This window comes from Halomonas sp. AOP7-B1-5, from assembly GCF_052353045.1.
GTDB classification, from domain to species: Bacteria; Pseudomonadota; Gammaproteobacteria; order Pseudomonadales; family Halomonadaceae; genus Vreelandella; species Vreelandella colorata.
Window position 1 is genome coordinate 38,141 of sequence record NZ_JBQTDC010000023.1, and the last position, 21,755, is coordinate 59,895.

Annotated in this window: 22 protein-coding genes; 15 read left to right on the top strand and 7 right to left on the bottom strand. The window is 53.7% G+C overall.

Features of this window, described 5'->3' with window-relative positions; genetic code table 11:
- The first annotated feature begins 50 nt into the window (after positions 1–50).
- The 3 genes from ACT3XD_RS12265 to ACT3XD_RS12275 are packed head-to-tail and all read left to right on the top strand — an operon-like array spanning position 51 to position 1,432.
- The gene (locus ACT3XD_RS12265) at positions 51–257 is read left to right on the top strand and encodes a ParD-like family protein (RefSeq protein WP_192538209.1); all 207 of its coding nucleotides are present in this window, start codon (positions 51–53) and stop codon (positions 255–257) included.
- Positions 250–1,023, top strand: coding sequence for a type I methionyl aminopeptidase (gene map / locus ACT3XD_RS12270; RefSeq protein ID WP_192538210.1), 774 nt, complete (start codon positions 250–252; stop codon positions 1,021–1,023). Before ACT3XD_RS12265 ends, map begins: the two co-directional genes overlap by 8 nt.
- A 34-nt stretch (positions 1,024–1,057) precedes the next feature.
- Positions 1,058–1,432 (top strand): DoxX family protein, encoded by a 375-nt coding sequence (locus ACT3XD_RS12275; RefSeq protein WP_225736164.1) that lies wholly within the window; start codon positions 1,058–1,060, stop codon positions 1,430–1,432.
- A 106-nt stretch (positions 1,433–1,538) separates the two neighbouring features.
- Here the strand turns inward: ACT3XD_RS12275 and ACT3XD_RS12280 are convergent, their stop codons facing one another.
- The 4 genes from ACT3XD_RS12280 to ACT3XD_RS12295 form a co-directional block, all read right to left on the bottom strand.
- Positions 1,539–2,312: an alpha/beta hydrolase gene (locus ACT3XD_RS12280; protein ID WP_192538211.1), complete on the bottom strand. Its 774-nt coding sequence runs from the start codon at positions 2,310–2,312 to the stop codon at positions 1,539–1,541.
- Positions 2,313–2,323: 11 nt separating this feature from the next.
- Positions 2,324–3,553 carry a kynureninase gene (gene kynU / locus ACT3XD_RS12285; RefSeq protein WP_192538212.1) on the bottom strand — a complete coding sequence of 410 codons (1,230 nt, stop codon included), beginning with the start codon at positions 3,551–3,553 and terminating at the stop codon, positions 2,324–2,326.
- Positions 3,554–3,620: 67 nt separating this feature from the next.
- Complete coding sequence (kynA, locus tag ACT3XD_RS12290) at positions 3,621–4,454, bottom strand: tryptophan 2,3-dioxygenase (RefSeq protein ID WP_018915915.1); 834 nt, start codon at positions 4,452–4,454, stop codon at positions 3,621–3,623.
- A gap of 6 nt (positions 4,455–4,460) precedes the next feature.
- The gene (locus ACT3XD_RS12295; protein ID WP_192538213.1) at positions 4,461–5,879 is read right to left on the bottom strand and encodes a M20 family metallopeptidase; all 1,419 of its coding nucleotides are present in this window, start codon (positions 5,877–5,879) and stop codon (positions 4,461–4,463) included.
- Between the two features lie 196 nt (positions 5,880–6,075).
- Here ACT3XD_RS12295 and ACT3XD_RS12300 point away from each other — a divergent pair, with 196 nt between their 5' ends.
- A complete protein-coding gene (locus tag ACT3XD_RS12300) occupies positions 6,076–6,978 on the top strand; it encodes a LysR family transcriptional regulator (protein WP_192538214.1) in 903 nt (300 codons plus the stop codon).
- 39 nt (positions 6,979–7,017) lie between these two features.
- On the opposite strand, the gene ACT3XD_RS12305 is transcribed toward ACT3XD_RS12300, so the two are convergent.
- A complete protein-coding gene (locus tag ACT3XD_RS12305) occupies positions 7,018–8,448 on the bottom strand; it encodes a YfcC family protein (RefSeq protein WP_192538215.1) in 1,431 nt (476 codons plus the stop codon).
- 468 nt (positions 8,449–8,916) lie between these two features.
- On the opposite strand from ACT3XD_RS12305, the gene ACT3XD_RS12310 reads away from it, so the two are divergent.
- The 10 genes from ACT3XD_RS12310 to ACT3XD_RS12355 all read left to right on the top strand — a co-directional run bounded on the left by ACT3XD_RS12310 (position 8,917) and on the right by ACT3XD_RS12355 (position 17,710).
- Positions 8,917–9,318 (top strand): DUF2784 domain-containing protein, encoded by a 402-nt coding sequence (locus ACT3XD_RS12310; protein ID WP_192538216.1) that lies wholly within the window; start codon positions 8,917–8,919, stop codon positions 9,316–9,318.
- A 192-nt stretch (positions 9,319–9,510) separates the two neighbouring features.
- The gene (locus ACT3XD_RS12315; RefSeq protein ID WP_225736165.1) at positions 9,511–9,756 is read left to right on the top strand and encodes a hypothetical protein; all 246 of its coding nucleotides are present in this window, start codon (positions 9,511–9,513) and stop codon (positions 9,754–9,756) included.
- Positions 9,757–9,777: 21 nt separating this feature from the next.
- Positions 9,778–10,821, top strand: coding sequence for a S8 family serine peptidase (locus ACT3XD_RS12320; protein ID WP_225736166.1), 1,044 nt, complete (start codon positions 9,778–9,780; stop codon positions 10,819–10,821).
- 13 nt (positions 10,822–10,834) lie between these two features.
- Entirely contained in the window at positions 10,835–11,074 is a 240-nt protein-coding gene (locus tag ACT3XD_RS12325; RefSeq protein WP_192538217.1) for a hypothetical protein, read from the top strand.
- Positions 11,075–11,362: 288 nt separating this feature from the next.
- Entirely contained in the window at positions 11,363–11,881 is a 519-nt protein-coding gene (locus ACT3XD_RS12330) for an MgtC/SapB family protein (protein ID WP_192538218.1), read from the top strand.
- 196 nt (positions 11,882–12,077) lie between these two features.
- The gene (locus ACT3XD_RS12335) at positions 12,078–12,797 is read left to right on the top strand and encodes a ZIP family metal transporter (RefSeq protein ID WP_192538219.1); all 720 of its coding nucleotides are present in this window, start codon (positions 12,078–12,080) and stop codon (positions 12,795–12,797) included.
- Positions 12,798–12,956: 159 nt separating this feature from the next.
- A complete protein-coding gene (locus ACT3XD_RS12340; RefSeq protein WP_192538220.1) occupies positions 12,957–14,264 on the top strand; it encodes a DUF945 family protein in 1,308 nt (435 codons plus the stop codon).
- A gap of 131 nt (positions 14,265–14,395) precedes the next feature.
- Positions 14,396–15,094, top strand: coding sequence for a DUF3592 domain-containing protein (locus ACT3XD_RS12345; RefSeq protein ID WP_192538221.1), 699 nt, complete (start codon positions 14,396–14,398; stop codon positions 15,092–15,094).
- A 59-nt stretch (positions 15,095–15,153) separates the two neighbouring features.
- A complete protein-coding gene (locus tag ACT3XD_RS12350; protein WP_193092256.1) occupies positions 15,154–15,747 on the top strand; it encodes a LemA family protein in 594 nt (197 codons plus the stop codon).
- A gap of 31 nt (positions 15,748–15,778) precedes the next feature.
- Complete coding sequence (locus ACT3XD_RS12355; RefSeq protein WP_192538223.1) at positions 15,779–17,710, top strand: M48 family metallopeptidase; 1,932 nt, start codon at positions 15,779–15,781, stop codon at positions 17,708–17,710.
- A 140-nt stretch (positions 17,711–17,850) separates the two neighbouring features.
- On the opposite strand, the gene ACT3XD_RS12360 is transcribed toward ACT3XD_RS12355, so the two are convergent.
- Positions 17,851–18,546 carry an FMN-dependent NADH-azoreductase gene (locus tag ACT3XD_RS12360; protein ID WP_192538224.1) on the bottom strand — a complete coding sequence of 232 codons (696 nt, stop codon included), beginning with the start codon at positions 18,544–18,546 and terminating at the stop codon, positions 17,851–17,853.
- Positions 18,547–18,663: 117 nt separating this feature from the next.
- Here ACT3XD_RS12360 and ACT3XD_RS12365 point away from each other — a divergent pair, with 117 nt between their 5' ends.
- On the top strand, positions 18,664–19,569 hold the full coding sequence (locus tag ACT3XD_RS12365; RefSeq protein WP_192538225.1) for a LysR substrate-binding domain-containing protein: 906 nt from the start codon (positions 18,664–18,666) through the stop codon (positions 19,567–19,569).
- Between the two features lie 147 nt (positions 19,570–19,716).
- On the opposite strand, the gene ACT3XD_RS12370 is transcribed toward ACT3XD_RS12365, so the two are convergent.
- Entirely contained in the window at positions 19,717–21,630 is a 1,914-nt protein-coding gene (locus ACT3XD_RS12370; RefSeq protein ID WP_192538226.1) for a DNA topoisomerase III, read from the bottom strand.
- Positions 21,631–21,755 lie beyond the last annotated feature (125 nt).

Sequence of the window (21,755 nt, forward strand, 5' to 3'; positions counted from 1 at the left end):
CTTATATCCAATATATGCTTTATATACGTTTCATATATAGCAGGTTTGCCATGGGCATCGTAAAAATCAACGACCAGCTTCACGAAGATATTCGTAAAGCCAGTTCAGTCATGGTGCGCTCGATCAATGCGCAGGCGGAATATTGGATTAAGGTAGGCATGCTGGCGGAAGCCAATCCGGGCATGACCTTCTCTGACATCATGCGCGAGCAGATGAAGCAGGCGGACATTGAGGTAAGGAAGGTGATCGGTGGCTAACGTAGTACTCAAAAATGAACAAGAGCTGACGTTGATGCGCGAAGCCGGGCGTTTGCTCGCGTCGGTATTCAGCTATCTCGATACGCTGATCGTGCCGGGTGCTACCACCATGCAGATCAATGACTGGGCCGAGCGCTATATCGTTGATGAGTTAAAAGCTCGCCCCGCCAGCAAAGGGCAATATGACTATCAATATGTGCTGAATGCGTCTGTGAATCATGTGGTGTGTCATGGCGTTCCTTCTGAAGCGCAGGCGCTTAAATCCGGCGATATTGTTAACGTCGATATCACGCTTGAGAAGAATGGGTTTATTGCCGATTCAAGTAAGATGTACCTGGTGGGCGATGTAAAACCCATCGCAAAACGCTTGGTCGATAAAACCTATGAGGCCATGTGGGAAGGCATCCGCGCCGTTAAACCGGGGGCAACGCTTGGCGATGTAGGCCACGCGATTCAGCAGCATGCGGAACAGAACGGCTACTCGGTAGTGCGTGACTACTGTGGCCACGGCATTGGCCGCGAAATGCATGAAGAGCCCGAAGTGCTGCATTACGGCAAGCCGGGTAAAGGGCTGGTATTAAAACAAGGCATGGTGTTTACCATTGAGCCCATGATTAACCAGGGCAAAGCCAAGATAAAAACCAAGAAAGATGGCTGGACGGTAGTGACCAGCGACAAGACATTATCCGCGCAGTGGGAGCATACGGTTGCGGTTACTGCAGAGGGTGTCGAGGTGCTGACGCTGCGTGATGAAGAGCGCCTTTAATAGCCTAAATCAACCTGGCGATGCAGGACGACCTATGCCAAGAATACCGCTGCTGATCATTGCCTTGTTTTTCTTGTCGGGTGGCATAGCCCATTTTGTCTTAACAGATTTCTTTATAATGGCGATGCCAGACTATCTGGGCTATCACAAAGAGCTGGTGCTTATCAGCGGTGTTTTTGAACTGCTCGGCGCCATTGGAATCCTGGTTTCCAAAACCCGGTTTCTGGCAGGGTGTGGCTTGATTGTCTTAATTATTGCTGTTTACCCGGCCAACATAAATATGGCGCTACATCCTGAGCAATATCCGGATATACCTGCGCTGCTCTTATATATCCGTTTGCCCCTGCAGTTTTTATTTGTCTGGTTTGTTTGGTGGACTATCACATCTGAAAAACGCCAGAGCGGGTAGAGGCAATAAGGTTGAATACAGGCCAGCGCTAAAAACAGGTTCCACGCCGTCAAAAGCAACGGCGTTTTCATAGTCATTTTTCGCACAAACCTAGCGCGGCTATATCTTACAAATACTCCAACACATCAAAGTGATCACACCCAGGCAGCTCAACCAGCTCTGCCTGAACGTTGGCTGCGCGTAGCAGCGCTACAAAATTGTGCCCCTGTTGATGAAACGTGGGCGGATCATTTTCAGCAATCACTATCTGGCTGGGCGGCAGCTTGGCCAACTCGCCAAACTGCGGGCTGAGTGCTTGTGCCTGCGTTTGGGTTAAGCCCAAGGGTTCATTAACGTAGGTGTCGACCAGTGGTGTAAGGTCATAAACGCCGCTAACCAGCACCAGCTTATCAATAGGCACTTTGCCGCTAACGGCTACCCAGTAAGCCAACTGGGCGCCTGCGCTATGGCCACCGAGTGTGATGGACCAGGTTCCACTGTTGTCTTCAAGCGCATGATACGCCGCTTCAAGGCCCTGAACGCACTGAGCGATCATGGTATCGATTGTGGTGGTGGGGGCTAAGCCATAGCCAATGGAGGCAAAAGCCATGCCCCGTTCCAGATAGTGCTCGGCCAGAAAATCAGTCGCGGTGTGATCAAGCGCCTGCCAATAGCCGCCGTGAATGAAGACCATCAACGGGCAGGGGCCTTCCCCGGGTGGAATAAACAGGTGCAGACACGCCGCCGGATCATCACCATAGCTCAACGCCATCGGCTGATGGCGGGCTCTTAACGCGTGACCGGCAGCTGCCTGGCGCGTGAGAGTGGCTTCAAAATCCGTCGCGAAATGACTCGGCGAGTAGGCGAGGTCCAGCGTTAGCTCTGTCATCAGTTCTGTCATCAGCCCTGTCATCAGGTGACGGCGCCACGAACATGAAACTGCGGGTCCTGATATTCGCCGCTTTCGACAACCTCGCGGAAGTGCTGCGCGGCCTGCCAGACATCCTCATAGCTTAAATACAGCGGGGTGAAGCCGAAGCGCATCAAGCCGGGTTCGCGGTAGTCGCCAATGACGCCACGGGCGATCAGCGCCTGCACAATGGCGTAGCCGTTTTCACCGTCGATCAACGATACCTGGCTGCCACGTTGGCTGGCTGCGGGGGTAATATCTTCGATGCCACGCGCTGCAAAGATATCTTCCAGGCACTCACGGAACAGATTACTCAGGGCGAGGCTTTTATCACGTAGGGCCTGCATATCAACCTCGGCCCACATGCTAAGCGAGGCTTCAAGGGCTGAGTAGATAAGGGCCGAGTGGGTGCCGGTACGAAAGCGAGAGATGTCATTGGCAGGGGTGTAATCGGCCTGAAAAGCGAAAGGCGAGGTATGCCCATGCCAGCCCGAAAGTGGCTGCCAGGTGCTGTCCAGATGATCGCGATGCACGTAAAGAAATGCCGGCGCGCCAGGGCCACCGTTCAAGTACTTATAGGTGCAGCCGACCGCGTAGCGTGCGCCCGCACCGTTAAGGTCGATAGGCAGGGCGCCGGCCGAGTGAGCTAAGTCCCAGATGATCTCGGCGCCATGCTCGTGTACCAGCTGAGTGGTGGCGGCCATATCCCGCAGCTGGCCGGTGCGGTAGTTGACCTGGCTAAGTACCACAACAGCCACGCCATCCAGATGTTCTGCCAGGTTGCCGCCTTCGGGCAAGAAGCGGTGTTCATTGCCACTGACCCGGCAATAGCCCTGGGCAATATAAGCATCAGTGGGGAAGTTGCCGCCTTCGCTGAGTACGATACGCCGTTCATCCTGGCGCTTGTCCAAAATATACCCCAACAACTTGAAGATATTGAGCGTGATATTGTCCGTCACCACCACTTCACCATCCTGGGCACCGATCACCGGGGCCAGAAGGTTACCCAGGCGTTCGGGGGCATCGAACCAGCCCTGGTTCCAGCCTTTGATCAGTTGGGTACGCCACTGGTCCAGCGTGCCATCTACCGCTTGTTTGGCGGCTACTGGCTGAGCACCCAGCGAGTTGCCATCCAGGTAGAGCACGCCCTCGGGCAGGGCAAAGCGACGTTTGAAATCCGCCAGGGGGTCTTGGCGATCCATTTCACGAACGTTATCCAGGCTCACGCGCATCTTGGTACTCCAGCAAAACGAAAATCGTTACTCATGAAAAAGGGGAAGCTTCATTAGGCATGTGCCCTTAAACCGACGTTCTTACACTCCAGAGTTCGGGGAAGAACTGAAGGTCCAGCGCCTTGACCAGGTAGTTCACGCCAGACGATCCACCGGTGCCGCGTCGGTAGCCAATAATACGTTCTACCGTTTTCATGTGACTGAACCGCCAGCGCTGGAAGTTGAATTCGACATCCACAAGCTTTTCGGCAAGCTCGTATAAATCCCAGTGCTTTTCACTATTGCGGTAGATCTCCATCCAGGCGGCTTCTACTTCGCTACTCGGCGAGTAGGGGATGCTCCAGTCCCGTTCGATTTTGTCAGCGGGAATGGCAAAACCACGCCGACCAAGCAATTGAAGCACAACATCGTAAATACTGGGTGAGTTAAGCGCTTCGGTCAGTTTTTGATAGTGTCGCGGCTTGGCGCGATGTGCTTCGATCAGCTTGGCGTTCTTGTTGCCCAGCAGAAACTCAATCTCGCGATACTGATAGGACTGAAAGCCTGAACTCTGCCCCAGGCTATCCCGGAAGCTGGCGTAATCGGCCGGGGTCATGGTGACCAGTACTTCCCAGGCTTTGATTAGCTGCTCTTGAATTCGGGATACGCGGCTTAGCATCTTAAAGGCCGGGCTGAGGTTGTCGGCGGCGATATGCTGGGCCGCCGCGTGGGCTTCATGCAGGCAGAGCTTGATCCAGAGCTCCGATACCTGGTGGATGACGATGAAGAGTAATTCATCGTGCTGATCAGACGCCGGGTTCTGGCAAGCCAACAACGGCTCAAGGTCCAGGTACTGGCCGTAGCTGATGTCCTGGTCCCAGTGGATGGCTTCGTTATCGACGCTGTTCTTGGGTGTTGTCATTGTTGATCACGCCTTTTGAGTAGTAAGTGTATGCGCCTGGGCTTCGCCTAGATCCCAGAATACGCCAGCGGCCATTTTTAATCCCTGCTCGACCACGTTTTCAAGCAGGTGCTCGTCGGGCGCGTGCTGATTGCATGAAGGGTAGGAGTGGGGCAGCCATACCGTGGGCAGGTTCAGCGCATCAGAAAAACAGTGGTTGGGAATCGTGCCGCCTAGGTTGGGCAGAATGTGTGCAGGCTGACCCAGGCTTTTCTGCGCCGATTCCGCCACGAAGCCGACCCAGGGGTGGCCGGGGTCAAGCCGTGTAGCAGCGTAGCCGCCCAGCATCTCAAGCGTGAGATCGCCAAAGCCGTGGGCATCCAGGTGCGCGCGCAGGTTCTCTTCCAATGCCTGCCATGCGGTGCCTTTCACGAATCGCAGCTGCAAGACCGCTTCGGCGTTGGCGGGAATCGCGCCTACCGGCTTGTCCGTTCGGCCTGCGCTCATGCCCAGGATTTCCAGAGTGTTGGTGCCATACAGGCGTTCGCCGTTGGTCAGACCCTTTTCGCCCCAATTTTTGTTGATGGCAGGATCAGTGCTGTCACCGCCTACCGGCAGCTCACGAATCAGCTGGGCGAGTTCTTCGGTAATGGCGGGCGCTTTGAGAAAATCGACCTGAATGCGTCCCTCGTTTGATAGCAGGGTGGCGATGGCGTTACATAGCACCACAGCCGGGTTGGTGATCACTCCGCCCCAGTTGCCCGAGTGGCGACCGCCGTTGCCGGTATGTAACCCAAGTTTGAACTGCACCACACCACGGGAGCCCAAAAATAGCGTGGGCATATCAGCACGGATGCGCGGGCCGTCGGAGGCCAGAAACAGATCCGCCGCAAGGGCTTCTTGATAGGCAAGGCAGGTCTCTTCAAGCCCGGGCGAGCCGATTTCTTCGCTCATCTCGAACAGGATCTTGACGTTGTAGCCAAGCTTGCCATCGCGCGCCGTGATGACCGCTTCAAGCGCTGCGAGGTTAACGCTGTGCTGGCCCTTGTTGTCCGCCGTGCCGCGGCCGTAAACGCGGCCATCGATAAAGGTCAGCGTCCAAGGGTCAATGCCCTCGGCCCAGGTTGTTTCCTGGCCATCGGTGACATCGCCATGACCATAGAGCAGTAGCGTCGAGCAGGCTGGGTCTTCGATGCGCTGGCCGATCAGCAGCGGCGGGCGGCCGGGCTGAGGGTTATCGATGATGTCACAGGCAAACCCCAGTTTGCTTAAAAGCGGCACCATTTCCTGGGTCAGGTAATCGTGCAACGTGGCTTGGCGGGCGGGATCCTGGCTTACCGTTTTCATGGCTACCCGTCGCGCCAATGTGTCGTAAAAGGTGCCGTCGGTCAGTGTGTCAGTGGCCAGTTTTAAGGCGCGTTCGCGTCCTGAAAGTGATCTATCCATTAACTGCCCTTGTCGTTGTCATTGCAGAAAAGCGGTGCGGGAAAATCTCTCACCCAGAGACTAAATCTTGCCGCGCCTTGCTACCATCATTAATATCTCAAATAGTCTTTCTAATTATTGGAAGCCGTGTTCACGTTCAACCTGCGCTAATGCCTGCCGGTTGCGCCTGTCAGTAACGGATAAGCCAGGAGGCAATATGCAGGAACTCAACTTGCGCTATTTTCATAGCGTCGCCAAAACCGGCTCGCTTTCTGCTGCCGCGGAAGAGCTGCACGTTGCCGTCTCGGCGGTGAGCCGCCAGATCACTAATCTTGAGCAGCGCCTGAGCCTTAAACTGTTCGACCGCCAGCCCCGGGGTATGCAACTGACCGAAGCGGGCAGGCTGCTGCAAGCCTATGCGCTGCGTAACCAGCTGGAGGTGGAAAGCGTTATCACCCAGATGCAGGATGTCACCACACGCCAGCAGCGTAAAATCAGCGTTGCCTGCCCGGATGGCATGGCTTGGCACTTTCTACCCAGCGTCATTTCAGGGTTTATCAGCCAATATCCCGATACCCGATTTGATCTGCAGGTAGTTGATTCAGTACGCGCTTCAGAGCTTGTAAAAGAAGGAGCGGCGGATATCGCCCTGACGTTCAGCCTCTCGCCGGATATCGGCATCCAGGTAGTTTCCAGCCATAGCGCAGCGATTGGCGCGCTGATGTCACAGCATCATCCGCTGGCTGATAGGGAGGCCCTGTATGTGGAAGATCTAAGCCACTATCCGCTGACCATGTCGCTGAACGGCTCGACCATGCGCTATCTATTCGATGTGGCGTGCAGCCTGTCGGGCATCAAGGTCCACCCCAGTTTTTCCTGCGATTCACTGGGCGCCACTTACACCATGGTATGCGAGCATCCGAACATGATTGGCCTGTGTAGTGCCGTCGCGGTCAGTGGCAAAACGCACAGTGAAGGCCTGGTGTTGAAACCGCTTCAGGAACCGCAGCTATCGTTAAGAAGCCTTCAGGTACAAGTGATGGCAGAGCGCCATATGCCTGAGCATATCGACGCTTTTTTAACCTTTCTTGAAGCGCGGCTGAAGGCGGCCTGTTTGTAGTGGCCTGCCGCCTTAGCCGTCTGAGTTACCAGTGGCTCTTTAGAAAGGGCCGTAATTGATGCCCACGGCTACCGCCACGAACACGCCACCGGTCACGATCCAGATCGCGACCAGGGGCAGGGCAAACTTGAACCACTCGACGTAGGAGATCCGCGCGATGGCAAGGCAGGCCATCAGCGTGCCGGAAAGCGGGGTGATGATATTGGTGACCGCATCGCCTAGCTTGAAGGTAATGAAGGTGGCCTGGCGGGTAACTTCCAGCATATCGCCAATCGGCACCATGATCGGCATGACGATCGCCGCCTGGCCGGTGCCGGAAGTGATCAGCCCGTTGAAGACCAGGTTGAACACGTAGAGAAGCTCCATCGCGACGATCTTGCCGTGGCCATCCAGCGAGGTGGCCACGCTGTGCACCAGAGTGTCGATCAACTGAGCCTGTTTCAGCAGCACGATGACTGCCGCCGCCACGCCGACTACCAGCGCACCGTACATCACTTCACCTGCGCCGTTCATCAGGCGTTTGATAAAGGCGTTGGGTGAGATCCGCCCGATGAACGCTGTGACGATACCCAGCATGATGAAGGTGGCGGAAAGCTGAGGAATACCCCAGTCCCGATTGAAGGCGCCGAACAGGAAGAAGACGATGGCCAGGGGGAACAGTGCCAGCACCAGCTTATGGGTAAGGGTAAAGGTCGGGTAGGCATCCAGTTGGCTATCGTGGCCCGCGCTTTCGAATGCCTCGGCGCCCATCACGCTTAAGCTTGGATCTTGCTTGATACGCTTGGCGTAGCGGCAGATATAAGCGGCGGTAATCGCCAGGAAGACTACAAAGATCGCCGCGCGGTACATGAAGCCTGAAAACAGCGGAAGCTCGGCAATGGTCTGGCCGGTGACGGTCACGGTGGGGTCGAACACGCCAGCGCCAAAACCGGCGTAGGAGCCCAGAAAGATGATGGCGACCCCAACGATAGGATCAAGCTTCATCGAGCGGGCCAGAATCAGACCGATAGGAATAAACGCGATCGCCAGGTTGGCCCCCACGCCCACCGAGGCAAGCGTTGCAAAGGTGGCGCAATAGACGAAGATAAGCAGGTTCTGCCGACCTTGCGCCAAATTGAGCAAACGGTAAATCCCCGCGCTAATCGCCCCGGTAGACTCGATGACTTTCAGCACGCCACCCACGATCAGGATAAGAAAGACCAGCGTGGACGCCGCTACCAGCCCGTTATGGATGGCGGTGAACAGATCCATTACGTTTAGCGGCGCAGCCTCGATGTAGCGAAAACTGTCGGTGGCCACCTGGGTCAGGCCGTTGGCGGTACTGCGCTCATAGGTGCCAGCAGGAATGATATAGGAGGCCAGCAAGACCAGAATCATGAAGCCGAATAGGATGATAAACACATCCGGCATGGGCAGCTTTTTCTTGACTCGCGTAGCGCCTGCCTCGCCTGGGGTGGTCTTTGAGGACATGAGGATCTCCACTTTCAGAGGATTGTCATTTTAATGGTTACGGCTTGCGTAGAGAGGCGTACTCAGGGCGCGTCTTGGCCTGTCATAGTGCCAGATCTTGCGTCGTTAACATGTGTCGTTGCTATGCTCGTTAACGGCTTTGCCATTGTATGGTTGTTTGAAAATCAAGCTACCAAGGAAGCCACAGGCGGACAATTGTAAATAAAACAAATGTGCTTTCTATTTTCGGCAAGGAGAGGGGCTGCATGATCGCGTTGCAATAAATGATGGGCATTACGCTATCCTGATGAGTTATTACGCAAGCGCCCCTTGAGGAAAGCTTGCCGACACTACACTGACGTTATCAAAGGTAGATGCACACAAAGCGAACAATATTGGCTGTGTGCGTTCGCTAAGGTCACATCGATGAGATACTTTGATCGCTCTACCATCATTTTTACCTCACGCGCTTAATGATTCAGGAGGGATATGCCCCCTTCATTACTTTTACTCCTGGCCGACACGATATTAGTCGTTCATGTGCTGTTCGTTGCTTTTGTCGTCTTGGGGTTGCTGGCTATTTATGCGGGCTATTTTTTAAGGTGGCAGTGGGTGCGCAACAAAACGTTTCGTATCTTACATTTGTCCGCGATCGGGTATGTGGTGATGCAGTCCTGGTTGGGCGTCGTTTGCCCACTCACCACGTGGGAAATGGCCTTGAGAGCAGAGGCTGGTACAGCAACCTATGCTGGCTCTTTCATTCAGCACTGGTTGCAGCACCTGCTTTACTACACCGCTCCTGAGTGGGTATTCGTTGTGGTGTATACGCTGTTCGGCAGCCTGGTAGCCGCCAGCTGGTTGGTTGTGCGGCCCAACCGACGCGTTCGCTGATACGCCTTCGGGTGCTTATTTTGGCTTGGCTTTATTTCTGCTAACTCAACTTCCCCTGACTTATTTTCTTCTCGCCATCGTTAACCACTTTTGTTTGAGCTGCCCCAACAGTTTGAAATCAATCTGGCGAAGATCAATAGGTACGTTAAGCTGAAAACAATACTTTAACGCTCAGCTGAAAAGGGGCCTGGGATGGCTAAAAAACCTCAAGGTAGCAGTACGTCTTCTGGCGAACGTGGGGCAAGTGCTTCGGTTTCGTGTGGCACCGAAAAACTTTTGTTGGCAGCATTGGAGCGCGGAAGTTGCTGTCTTGAAACCGGGCGCTTTCTAATCAGCTATCGTGAAGGACGAGTGGAAGAGGGGATCAAGTCGCTCAAGGCTCAAAACTTTCGGGTGGCCGACGCGCGTGACTTTGCTGACCAAGCCGTCAGTTTGTAAGAAGCTGGTGATGCGGAGGCGATGGTGTTTCCGGAGCTTGGGGTTGCGCTGGTTGGCGGTGATGCCTTACAGCTGCATGGGATGAGTATCAACGATCCTATCTCAGCGGATAGCCCCATAGAAATTATTGAGCCCGAGTATTTTGCCTTCTCGGAAAATTCAGAGTATCTGCGCGGTTTTTTGCGCGCCGCAAGTACGATTGCTCGCGACCTTGGTGCTGATTTTGATCTGGATGAAGCCCAAGATAAACTTGAGCCTGGCGAGCTTGAAGCTACTTGGGGTTTGATTCAATGCAACGTTTTACAGAGCCGATGGAGTGGGGCTGGTATTAAAGTGGCTGTGCTGGATACCGGAATGGATCTTGGCCATCCTGACTTTGTGGACAGAGAGTTTATTACCCGCTCATTCGCCGGGGAGCCGGTTCAGGATATCAATGGTCACGGCACGCACTGTATCGGCACGGCCTGTGGCCCCAAAATGCCTCTCGAAAGCGCGCCGCGCTACGGTATCGCATTCGATTCGCAGGTGCTCGTTGGCAAGGTGCTCACCAACTCGGGTAGCAGTACAGGAGCAGGGGTACTTGCCGGCATGAATTGGGCCATCGCCAATCGCTGCGAAGTCATCTCAATGTCGCTGGGTAGCCAAAGCCCCGTGCAAGCCGCCTACACCCACGCTGGCGCGGCGGCACTGCGTAAAGACTGCCTGATTATTGCCGCTGCAGGGAACTCTTCTACCCATACGGGAGCGCCTGCCAACTCACCTACTATCATGTCGGTTGCGTCGATCGACGCTAACTTGAAGCCCTCAAGCTTTTCTAACGCAGGCAAAATCGAAATTGCCGCGCCTGGGGGCGATATTTTTTCATCCTGGCCCCGGCCGGTACATCATAAAACGATTAGCGGAACCAGCATGGCGACGCCCCACGTTGCAGGCTGTGCCGCACTCTGGGCAGAGTCCGATGCCTCGCTGCGGGGTATGAAGCTCTGGCAGCGGTTACTGGATTCTGCAAAGCCCTTACCGTCCTCCGATTCCCGCGTCGGGGCCGGGTTGGTACAAGCACCCTAATCGAGGATGATCGATGCCGATGATAGCGCTTTGGATAATTACTATTTCTGAAGATCAATCGATCAATGAAATAGCCTCGCGCCTTAGCGATGAAGGCCTCACCATTAGAGATGTGCTTGAGGAAATTGGGTGTATTACCGGGTCTGCAGATGATGTTACCGCTGAGCGGCTTAAAAAGATTGAAGGGGTGGTGGATATCGCCCCTGACATGCAGCTCAATATAGGCCCGCCAGGTGCTGATGAGACCTGGTAACTCCTCAAGCCATTGTTGGGGCTAGCAAAAAACTGCGTGTCTCAGGCTTAAGGTGGGCCTAAGCTTACGCGTAGCGGGGCATTTTTTTTCAGGTCTTAATCAATGAGCAGGACGAAACGGATCGTAATAGGAGCGACCCAATCTCCGCCGCTGCCAAGCGCGAATTTAAGGTGATGATGCAGAAAAATCGATACTGCCACCATTAAGGCGGCACTTCACGGTTGCAGCAGATTGTTAAAAGAGCCGGAAGCTGCCCATTAAGAATGTGTTGACTACAGGGCCGAAGCAATGGAGTTTGTGCGCACAATCGTTATATCTGAATTTTCTGATTTTAATGATCTGGGTGAATTTATAATTGTGGTCGTTCGGTTGCTAATGGCTGCTTTACTGGGCGGTCTCTTGGGACTTGAGCGTGAACAGAGCGGCAAGCCGGCTGGAATACGTACTCACATGCTTGTATGTATGGGGGCGGCGGTCTTTGTATTAATTCCGCAGCAAGCAGGCATTTCTGATGCGGACATGAGCCGAGTCATCCAAGGGGTGGTTAGCGGGATTGGGTTTCTATGTGCTGGCAGCATCATCACCCGTCAGAATGACTTGTTTGCTACAGGACTTACTACCGCGGCCGGTATTTGGTTTACAGCAGCTATAGGAATGGCCGTTGGCCTCGGGCGCGAGCAAACGGCAGTGGTGTGTACATTGCTGGCTTGGGTAGTGCTTTACGTGGTGCCATTCTTTTCGCGTACCATCACCAAGAAAAAGGCTGAGCGGCCAGAATCGAATGAAGATAGCCCTGGTATGAAATGACGTTGTTTTATCAAATATGCAACATCAGTAGAATAAAATGTTAATCGTGATTCGGCATTGGCGGATGCGGTGGGGTAATGGATAGTATGCCTTGCTCGCACCACCTCTTGCAGAGCATCCAAGCGTAAATCCACTGCGAAAGCTCCAGTATGAAATGCCGAACACACCAATGCACAAAAGGTTTATCTAACATCATATGGCTGAAATTACGTATATCCTTCTTTTATCGTTAATGGCAGGTGCCGCTATGCCTGCTGGTGCATTATTGGCGAAGTTTGATCTGGTCCACCCTTCTCTTTTAGGCTCTTCCTGGCGACATTTTATAGTCGCCTTTGGCGGTGGCGCGCTCGTTTCAGCGGTTGCCTTGGTATTAGTGCCGGAGGGCGCTAGCAAACTGCCTCTTATACCAGCGGCCTTATGTTTTGCAGCTGGTGGAGCATGTTTTTACTTATTGGATACCTATTTAAATAAGCTTAATAGCTCGGTAGGCCAGCTGGTAGCCATGTTGTCCGATTTTATCCCAGAGGCTATTGCTTTGGGTGCTGCCTTTGCTGTAGGAGAAGGTACCGGGCTATTGCTCGCGATGTTAATGGTTTTACAAAACTTACCTGAAGGCTTTAATGCTTATGAAGAGTTAAATAGTAGTGCTCAACTATCTTCCAACAAGATCGTATTGGCATTTAGTGGTTTAGCATTAGTAGGCCCTATTTCGGCGGCAACCGGTTATTATATTCTGGCGCAGTATGATGTGCTAATGGGGGCGTTAATGTTGTTCGCTAGCGCGGGAATTTTATATCTCGTTTTTCAAGATATTGCACCGGAGTCAAAAATCGAACATCAAGGTATGCCTGCGATAGGCGCTGTGGCTGGATTTATGCTTGGCTTAATTGGCAACATGATGCTTCTTGCTAACTAATAGCGCCCAGAGCAATATTTAGAAAGTTCGTTTTATTAGAAGTCTTACTCCCCGACATAGGGGGTATTTCGCTAACGCTTTCTATAACGCTAAATTAGCAGTGGGCTTTTATTTTTAAATGCAGGATAATTAATAATTATTGTTATTAAGGATCCTAATATGCCTGCTACTAAAACATTAATTTTGACTGCTGCTGGCGTTGTAGTACTCGGGGCAGGGGGATATCTAGGCGCCCAGGCGGTAGTGGGTAATGAGGTTGAAAAAGCGCTCACCCAAACCTTTGCGCAGCTGGATGATTCTGTTTCCTGGTACGCAAGCGACGTCATGATCGATAAATCGTTGTTCAATACAACGGCGACGGCAACGATCGGTATGGAAGGTATTGAACACGCCAATGCCCAGGTAAATCTACTGGTGGATCACGGCATTATCAATAGCCCGATTACCGGCACGATTCATCCCAACGAGCAGTTTCTACGCGGGGACATCGACGTTGATCTGGTCGCTACTCGCAGCTCCGTCACGGGACAGCTGACGGCTGGTTCGTTAAGCGGTGTTGAACTCGACGGCACTCTGCACGACTTGGTAGTGGACCTTGACCTTGAAGATGAAGAGGTTTGGAAGGTAAACGGTCAGGCGCGTGAAATTGTCGTCAATAACGAGAATGACTCATTTCGGATTGTTTCGCCGCGCTTTGAAAACAACGCCCAGAAAGCGTCTAATCTGATACATCAACGCCTGGAAATACCCAAAATTGAGTTTTTAGCGCAGGGCATCAATGTATATATGGATGGCGTTGAGCTAGAAGCCGAGTCTGAATCCGTGGGTGAGAGCCAGATCGTCAATTCAGGCGGACGTTTCAAGGTAGCCGATATTGGCGCCGACGGCACCTCAATGGGTAGCTTGTCACTTGATATGGATGCCAAGAGCTGGGATATGCCAGCATTTCAAGCGCTCCAGGAAGCCTATGCACCGTTGCAAGCCATGCGTGCAGAGTATGGAGAGGCCGGCGTACGCGGCGATGAGCAGGAAGAGCGTGAACTGCTGATCCAGGCTATCGAAAGTGGCTATGATGTACTGATTGCAAGCCCCTCAATCGCGTTCCAGCCGCTGGAAGCGCACGTTACGCTGCCTATGCTGGGTATCGATTTTAATCCCCGCATTACGGCGGATATCCGCTTTGATGGTGAAGAACTTTCCAAGGAGGCGCTATACAGCGCTTCATGGGACAACCGTTTGCCGTTACCCAATCAGCTTCAGGCATCGCAAGATGTTATGAGCACACTGGAGGCACAAGAATACCTTCAAAATCGCTTGAGCCTGGATATCAGCGTAACCACGCCGCCTCAGATGGTTCTTTCACTCATTCCCATGCCTTATGCCCTGTTAATCGATCCGGACGTTGAAGAGCAGACGCTGCTCTGGCAAGACGGCGTCCTGACTGTTAATGGTGAAGAGGTGATGTAAGTAAGGCTTGAATCATAAGCACTACGCCACATGGAGTGGCGTAGTGCTAATTTGGTGACGCTGAAGCGGGTAAGCAAGTCGCACCAAGTAACCAGGAACGAGCCAATATATTTCTATTTAAAGGACTAAATATGCGTGTCATTGCCATCGTAAAGTATCTGACGCTTATTGTGGGTCTGGGACTTCTCATTGTCGCTTTCTATTTTTATCAAAGTTCAAGCAGTTTTCTTGATGGGGCCGTCACTACTGAAGGCACGGTAATTGAGCTTGTAAGGTCCCGCTCAGAAGACTCGATTACTTACCGACCCGTTGTTCAATTTACGTCCCAGAATAATTCAACCATAGAGTTTCTATCAACGACGGGGAGTAACCCGCCCAGCTATTCGCCAGGCCAGCGCGTTGAGGTTATGTACGACCCGAGTAACCCATTCAATGCCAAGCTTAAAAGCTTTTTCTCGTTATGGGGCGCCCCGCTTATCGTAGGCGGATTGGGAGCCTTGTTTTTCCTAACGGGTATCGCCGGCTTTTTTGTACCCGGATTGAATACGCGCAGTTATAAAGCATTGAAGGATAACGGACTGCGTATCGATACCCAATATCAGGGCGTTGAGCGTAATTCGGTGCTTTCGGTCAATGGAAAACATCCTTATCAGGTTATAACTCAGTGGTTGAATCCCTCTACCATGCAAGTACATGTGTTTAAAAGCCAGAACATCTGGTTTGATCCTTCGCCTTATATCAATACGGATACGATTGCTGTCTTTATCGAGCAGAATGATCCCCAGAAATATCACATGGATATAGAGTTTTTACCTCAACTCGCCAAGTAAAAATGTTAGGCCGTGATACGTTATAGTTTCTTTTTTATTAACCACAGGAAGGATCAATTATGGTTTTAACTATCATTATCGTGGCGATAATAGCGGTTATCGCGTTCTACCTTATCGGTGTATACAACCGACTTGTGTCACTACGAAACCGTTTTCAAAACGCCTTTGCTCAAATTGAAGTGCAGCTAAAGCGCCGTCACGACTTGATACCTAACCTGGTCGAAACCGCCAAAGGGTATCTCAGTCACGAACGCGAAACGTTGCAGTCGGTCATTGAGGCGCGTAATTCAGCGGCGGCGGGGCTCAAAGCGGCGGCTGCCAATCCAGGGAGCGCTAAAGCGATGGCCGAACTGGGCGGGGCAGAAGGTGCGCTAAGCCAGGCGATGGGGCGGCTTAATGTGGTGATGGAAGCCTACCCGGATCTCAAGGCATCTGAAAACATGCAGCAGTTGTCGGAAGAGCTTACCAGCACGGAAAACAAGGTGGCTTTTGCCCGCCAGGCGTTCAACGACTCTGTCATGCAATACAACACCTACCGCCAAAGCTTTCCGCCGGTGGCCGTGGCTGGCATGTTGGGGCATGGCGAGGATGCTTCTTTCCTTGAATTTGAGGACAGCGCCCAGATTCAGTCAGCGCCCAAGATTTCATTTTGAGGTCTGCGTGAACCTACAGGGATAGATGTGCATGGATTTCTTTACGGCTCAGGACCACGCTCGGCGTAAAACCGGGCAGCTGGTGGTTTTATTGATAGCGGCGGTAATAGCGCTGATAGCGGTCACCACCGTTGTGATCGCTATCGTCATCCATTTTATGCGAGATGACCGAGGTAGCGTGACAGCGGACAGCCTGCTGGCCGCGCTATCTCCAGAACTGGTAGCCGTGGTTGCGCTTGGCGTGGTGGCGTTCGTGAGTATCGGCGGGCTTTTCAAACGCTCTCAGCTGCGTCGCGGCGGCGGTAAAGTGGTGGCCGAGGCGCTGGGTGGGCGAGAAATTAATCCCAACACCGAAAACGCTAACGAGCGCCGTATTCTCAACGTAGTGGAAGAGATGGCAATTGCCTCGGGCATGCCTGTTCCGTCTGTTTATCTACTTCAAGAGACGGGTATCAACGCTTTTGCCGCCGGTTTTGATACCAGTGATGCCGTGATAGGTATCACGCAAGGGGCGATCAATCACTTAAGTCGCGAGGAGCTACAAGGCGTGGTGGCCCATGAGTTTAGCCATATTCTGCATGGCGACATGCGCTTGATCAGCGTACTTCACGGAGTGCTTCTGATCGGCCTTTTAGGCTATATTCTGCTGCGCAGTACGACATCACGAGGGCGTTCCGTCCGGCGCAACAATCAAAATAATAAAGGCGCTGTCGTCGTACTGGCCCTTGGCGTTGCCCTGGCCGTTATCGGCTATGCGGGCACGTTTTTTGGCAACTGGATCAAGGCGGCAGTTAGCCGCCAGCGAGAGTACCTGGCCGACGCCTCCGCCGTTCAATACACGCGTAACCCCAATGGCATCGGTCAAGCGTTAATCAAGATAGGCTCCCATGCGCAGGGGGCCAGAATCGAGGCCTCCCAGGCGAGCGAATATAGCCACCTATTTTTTGGCCAGGGCATGAAGCTTGGTTTCACTCGCTTATTGGCGACTCATCCGCCCATCCGTCAGCGCATCACACGCGTTTTGCCTCACTGGAACGGCGAGTTTAACGCATCGTTCAGCGCGCCTGCTGTTAGCGATGTGGCAAATGCTGGCGATCAGTCAGCGGTTGGTTTTGCAGACATTCCCTCCGCTCACTCCAGCGCAGCAACCATGACCGGCGCCTCGGCCCAGGCCGCAATTGCTTCTATGGGCCAGCCCGGCCCGCGCCATTTAGCTAATGCAAAAGCTACCCTTGATGCGCTACCTGCGCGGATTAGGCGGGCGTCTCAGGATCCTTACGCAGTGCGCGCATTAATGTACGCACTGTTGCTGAGCCAGCATATCGAGGTGCGTAAGCAGCAGCTGGCGTCACTTCAGCAGGTAGCCTTACCCGATGTGTATCGTGAAGTCATGAGTCATGCGGGTGAAGTATTAATGCTTAGAGACCCGCTTCGCCTGCCGCTCATGGAATTGGCGTTACCTGCATTAAAAAACCTGTCGGTGGATCAGGCCACGCATTTTCGCCAATGTATGGTAGAGCTGATCAATGCAGATAGTCAGGTTAGCCTGTTTGAATGGACGCTGTATCACTGGCTGGTTCATCATATGGGCCTAGGCAAGAAAGATAGTGGCCCTGCTGTTCGTAAGCTGAGCGATCTACAGCCAGAGTGCCAGCTGCTGCTCAATGTGCTGGCCAGGGCAGGGCAGAGTGATCCTGACAAGGTAAACGCCGCGCTGGATGCCGCTGAAAAAGAGCTGCCGTTTGCTTTAAGCGCAAAAAGCGAGGTCCCGGATATCAAGTCGCTGGGCCCCGCGGTAAGTCGCTTGCGCCGCTTACGGCCTCAGCAAAAGCCTGCTGTTCTGCAGGCAATGGCGCGCTGTATTGAGCATAGCGGGCTAATAAAACCCGCAGAGGCCGAGCTGTTTCGCGTCATCGCCGATATGCTGGAATGCCCCATGCCGCCACTGTTGATAGAGGGATGAGCAGTCGAGAGTGCTCAGCGTTTTGTTCTAAGCCATAAATGATCGTGTCTGAGCAATATCCTGAGAAGTATTGACGGTGCGGATTCAATAGATATTGGTTTCCGCACCTGATAATACGGCTAGCTAAAATAATCGTGCCATTATGCCGGTTCGGTGGAGGAGTTCAGTGCCACCTGCAACTCCTTCACCAGCCGCTCGACCTGGTGTCGCGCGCTTGCAATCGATCCAGCCAGCACTTCGCCACCTACTTCCTGCCCCTCAATGGCGATAGTATGAATACGGGTAATGCCGACAAACTCAAGCGCTGACGCCAGGTGTGGTTCCAGGTGATTCATGTGCGCCATCTCTTCGCCCGGTGCCATGTTCGTACCGCCCCTGGCCGCGAGAACAACGGCGTGTCTTTCTCGGTCGTTAAGCTTGGGTATGTAAGGGTCGTGCGGACTGTTCTTATCGACACCCACCGTTCGCTCGGCGCGGACTATCTGGTCGACCCACGCCTTGAGCGCGGCAGGCATGCCGAAGTTGTATAGCGGCGTGCCTATGACCACGATATCCGAGGCAATCAGTTCATCCACCAACGCATCGCTTTCTTTCAGCGCCTGCTTCATCCACGGATCGCGCTGCTCTTCAGGTGTAAAAGCTGACGCGACCCAGTCATGGCTGATAAAGGAGGGCGGGTGCTGGCCTATATCTCGATAGGTCACCGCGTCCTGCGGACTATGTTGCTGCCACTGACTGACGAAGTGGTGCGACAGCTGACGGCTGTGCGAGCCATGATGATCTGTTCCCGCAATGCCGGGGCGGGCGCTGGCGTCGATATGTAAAATATGCAGCATGGGTAGCCTCCTATTGAGCTTAACTCATCTATGCTTAACAACAGCGTCAGATTAAGGCGCCTAATATGACGTCACAAACGATCATTTCTTGCTGATATAGATGAGTAAAATTCATTCATGAGCTCCCGACGATTACCCTCGCTTTCGGCACTTCGCGCTTTTGAAGCGGCTGCCCGCCATGAAAGTGCTAAGCAGGCAGCACTAGAACTTTCAGTTACCGCCACCGCCATTAGCCATCAGGTTCGTGGGCTTGAAGAGGCGCTGGGTATTGCGCTGTTTGTGCGTAGACCCAGGCAGCTTGAATTGACGCCGCAAGGCCGCGAGTTGCAGCAGGTACTTGAAGCCTCTTTCGACAACATCAGTAATACCATCCGACGCCTGAGTGCCTTACCCGAACGGCAAGCCATTACGCTGACGACCACGCCGGTGATGGCGGTGCGCTGGCTACTACCCTGGATTTACAGGCTGCGTGAATCCCATCCTGGCATCGACTTGCGTATTCATGCGTCTCACGAGCCCGTTTTGCTCGATGGGATAACCGCTGACCTTGCCATTCGCCATGGCGATGGACGCTGGCCGGGATTAGTCGCCGAGAAGCTTTTTGATACCACTTTGATTCCGGTTTGCAGCCCACAGCTTGCTCAGCAGGCGGGCAAGGATGCATCGAAATACCCGCTGATACACTTTCGGCCACAGGGTGTATTTATATCGCCCACGGATTGGCCGGGTTACCAGAAGATCGTCCAGATTCCTGGCTTGGATGTCGGCGCCGGCCTTGCGTTCTCTGATGAAAGCCACGCCATTGCAGCGGCAGTGGGGGGCCAGGGTGTCATGCTGATGAGCCGTCAGCTTATCGAAGATGAATTGGCCGACGGGCGCTTGATACAACCTTTTGGCCCCGAGCTTGAAGACCGCGCCTTCTTTTTGGCCTACCCTGAAAGCCGCCGCAACGACCCAACGATTTTGGCGCTTCGCGAATGGGTGATGGCAGTGCCTGGCAGGCTAACGGAACTCTCGGCTTAATAACTCCGTAATTTATACCGTTATCTTTCTTTAATTATTAGAATAGAGCCACAATTATGCCTAATAATAATTAGTTAAACATTATCGGCCGGAGTAAAAACGAGCTTCATAAAGGGTTTATTAAAGAGCTCGCTTGATTATTAATCCTTAGCTTTTGGTTGGTCCCACGGTGCTTTTTCTTTTCGTGTAACGCCTTTTCGGCTTACTCGTACGCTTTGCCGGGCTACCCGCTGCACCTTGAGCCGTTTGCAAACTCTGCCTGAGTTTGTTCGCATCGCTTTGATTAAGCAGGGCGCGAAGGTCATCCAGCAGGGCATGCTGAAAAGCCTCTGCATCATCTTGCTGCTCGGAAATGGCGCGCAGACGCTGCTCCCAAAGTGCCGTGCGCTCCGGCGTGCTGACGGCGCTGGGCAGGGCGGCGATTAACGCACTGCCGAGCTTGGTGGCGCGCAGTGCTTTTTGCTTACGCACCAGGTAGCCGCGCTGTACTAGGGTTTCGATAATACCGGCGCGGGTGGCTTCGGTACCCAGACCATCAGTATCCCGTAAGGTCTTGCGAACGTTCGGGTCATCCACATAGCGACCAATATTCATCATTGCCTTGATCAGGCTGGCATCGGTAAACGGCTCGGGTGGACGGGTTTCCTTTTCCTCTACGCCAGCACCTAGTGCTTTGCAGCGTTCATTTTGGGTAAGCGGTGGCAGCGGTGGCGCTTCTTCTTTAGTGGTGAAAAGCGGTTTCCAACCGGGGTCCAGGATGCTTTGACCGCGGGCACGAAACGCCTCGTTTAACAGAGTGAACTCAGCTTTGACTTCAAAGGTGCGCAGCGGGCCATAGAACTGGGCCATCACGTTGCGCACCACTAGCCGAAACACGTGGCCTTCGGTGGCAGAGAGCTGACTGAAATCCGCAGGTTTGCCGGTAGGCGCCAACGCGTGGTGGGCGCCTACCTGCTTGTCATTCCATGCCTTTGAACGTAGCGAAAAATCAGCGCCGTTTAGCCACTGACTAAGCGTGTCATCATTTTGGCAGGCGCCGGTTAAACTGCGCTGGGCAAGGGCCAGGTGTTCTTCGGGTAGATAGCGGCAATCGGAGCGCGGGTAGGTGATCAGCTTGTGCTGCTCGTAAAGGCGTTGGCAAATATCCAGCACCATCTGGGCAGAAAGCCCAAAGCGTCGGGCGGCGTCTACCTGAAGGGCGGAGAGCGAGTAGGGCAGCGGCGGCGGCTGGCGTTTTTCTTGCTGGTCGAGCTTGGTGAGCTGGCCTGCAGCACCCGGCAACTGGGCGGCTAGTACATCAGCCGGTGTGCGGTCAATCAGGCGGCCTTGGTCATCTAGAGGCTGGATTTCCTTGGGCGCCCACCAAGCGCGTAGCTGGCCTTTTTCAACTTGTAGATCTACCCAGAGTGGGTAGAACGGGTGCGGCCTGAAATCTCGGATGGCGTTATCGCGGCGCACGATCAGCCCGAGTACCGGCGTTTGCACGCGACCCACGGAAAGCACGCCGTCAAAGCCCGCCTGACGGCCGGTCAATGTCCAGGCGCGGGTCAAATTAATGCCATACAACCAGTCAGCACGTGAACGGGCCTGAGCGGCCTGAAAAAGCGGCTGGAACTCTTGATTGGAGCGCAGCTTGGCAAGCGCGCGGCTGACCGCAGGGCGGTTGAGATCGCTAATTAATAGGCGCATCACCGGACCGCGGTACTTTAAATGCTCAATCACTTCCTGAACCAGAAGCTGGCCTTCGCGGTCCGGATCGCCAGCGTGTACGACCTCTTTGGCCTGCTTGATCAGCTTGCGAATCACCGCCAGCTGGCCCCGCGCTTTGGTGCGTGGGGCCAGTTTCCAAGTGCCGGGAACAATAGGCAGGCGGTCTAACCGCCACTGTTTATCGGCGGGGTCGTAAGCCTCCGGGGGCGCTTGTTCCAGAAGATGGCCCAAACACCAGGTAACGGTCGTGTCGCCGCAAACGATAGCGCCTTCCTGGCGTTTGGGACTTACAGGCAATGCCTCGGCAATCGCCCGAGCAAGGCTGGGTTTTTCAGCAATAATCAAGCGCATGCGAAGCTTGGCCTTAACGTCTGTTCAAATTAGGCCTATGGTAACAGAGGTAGCAGGGCGGACGGAGCATGTTGAGCGCCGCTACCTTTGCTTACCCACGGTAATTATGAGCGGGTGTTTTACAA

Bases quoted from the DNA above. Each gene is read 5' to 3' on its own strand.
- kynU (WP_192538212.1), bottom strand. From the start codon at position 3,553: ATGCGCGTGAGCCTGGATAACGTTCGTGAAATGGATCGCCAAGACCCC.
- ACT3XD_RS12340 (WP_192538220.1), top strand. From the start codon at position 12,957: ATGCCTGCTACTAAAACATTAATTTTGACTGCTGCTGGCGTTGTAGTA.
- ACT3XD_RS12330 (WP_192538218.1), top strand. From the start codon at position 11,363: ATGGAGTTTGTGCGCACAATCGTTATATCTGAATTTTCTGATTTTAAT.
- ACT3XD_RS12355 (WP_192538223.1), top strand. From the start codon at position 15,779: ATGGATTTCTTTACGGCTCAGGACCACGCTCGGCGTAAAACCGGGCAG.
- ACT3XD_RS12320 (WP_225736166.1), top strand. From the start codon at position 9,778: ATGGTGTTTCCGGAGCTTGGGGTTGCGCTGGTTGGCGGTGATGCCTTA.
- ACT3XD_RS12345 (WP_192538221.1), top strand. From the start codon at position 14,396: ATGCGTGTCATTGCCATCGTAAAGTATCTGACGCTTATTGTGGGTCTG.
- ACT3XD_RS12300 (WP_192538214.1), top strand. From the start codon at position 6,076: ATGCAGGAACTCAACTTGCGCTATTTTCATAGCGTCGCCAAAACCGGC.
- ACT3XD_RS12335 (WP_192538219.1), top strand. From the start codon at position 12,078: ATGGCTGAAATTACGTATATCCTTCTTTTATCGTTAATGGCAGGTGCC.
- ACT3XD_RS12325 (WP_192538217.1), top strand. From the start codon at position 10,835: ATGCCGATGATAGCGCTTTGGATAATTACTATTTCTGAAGATCAATCG.
- ACT3XD_RS12275 (WP_225736164.1), top strand. From the start codon at position 1,058: ATGCCAAGAATACCGCTGCTGATCATTGCCTTGTTTTTCTTGTCGGGT.
- ACT3XD_RS12295 (WP_192538213.1), bottom strand. From the start codon at position 5,879: ATGGATAGATCACTTTCAGGACGCGAACGCGCCTTAAAACTGGCCACT.
- ACT3XD_RS12305 (WP_192538215.1), bottom strand. From the start codon at position 8,448: ATGTCCTCAAAGACCACCCCAGGCGAGGCAGGCGCTACGCGAGTCAAG.
- ACT3XD_RS12365 (WP_192538225.1), top strand. From the start codon at position 18,664: ATGAGCTCCCGACGATTACCCTCGCTTTCGGCACTTCGCGCTTTTGAA.
- ACT3XD_RS12315 (WP_225736165.1), top strand. From the start codon at position 9,511: ATGGCTAAAAAACCTCAAGGTAGCAGTACGTCTTCTGGCGAACGTGGG.
- ACT3XD_RS12265 (WP_192538209.1), top strand. From the start codon at position 51: ATGGGCATCGTAAAAATCAACGACCAGCTTCACGAAGATATTCGTAAA.
- ACT3XD_RS12370 (WP_192538226.1), bottom strand. From the start codon at position 21,630: ATGCGCTTGATTATTGCTGAAAAACCCAGCCTTGCTCGGGCGATTGCC.
- ACT3XD_RS12280 (WP_192538211.1), bottom strand. From the start codon at position 2,312: ATGACAGAACTGATGACAGAGCTAACGCTGGACCTCGCCTACTCGCCG.
- kynA (WP_018915915.1), bottom strand. From the start codon at position 4,454: ATGACAACACCCAAGAACAGCGTCGATAACGAAGCCATCCACTGGGAC.
- ACT3XD_RS12350 (WP_193092256.1), top strand. From the start codon at position 15,154: ATGGTTTTAACTATCATTATCGTGGCGATAATAGCGGTTATCGCGTTC.
- ACT3XD_RS12360 (WP_192538224.1), bottom strand. From the start codon at position 18,546: ATGCTGCATATTTTACATATCGACGCCAGCGCCCGCCCCGGCATTGCG.
- ACT3XD_RS12310 (WP_192538216.1), top strand. From the start codon at position 8,917: ATGCCCCCTTCATTACTTTTACTCCTGGCCGACACGATATTAGTCGTT.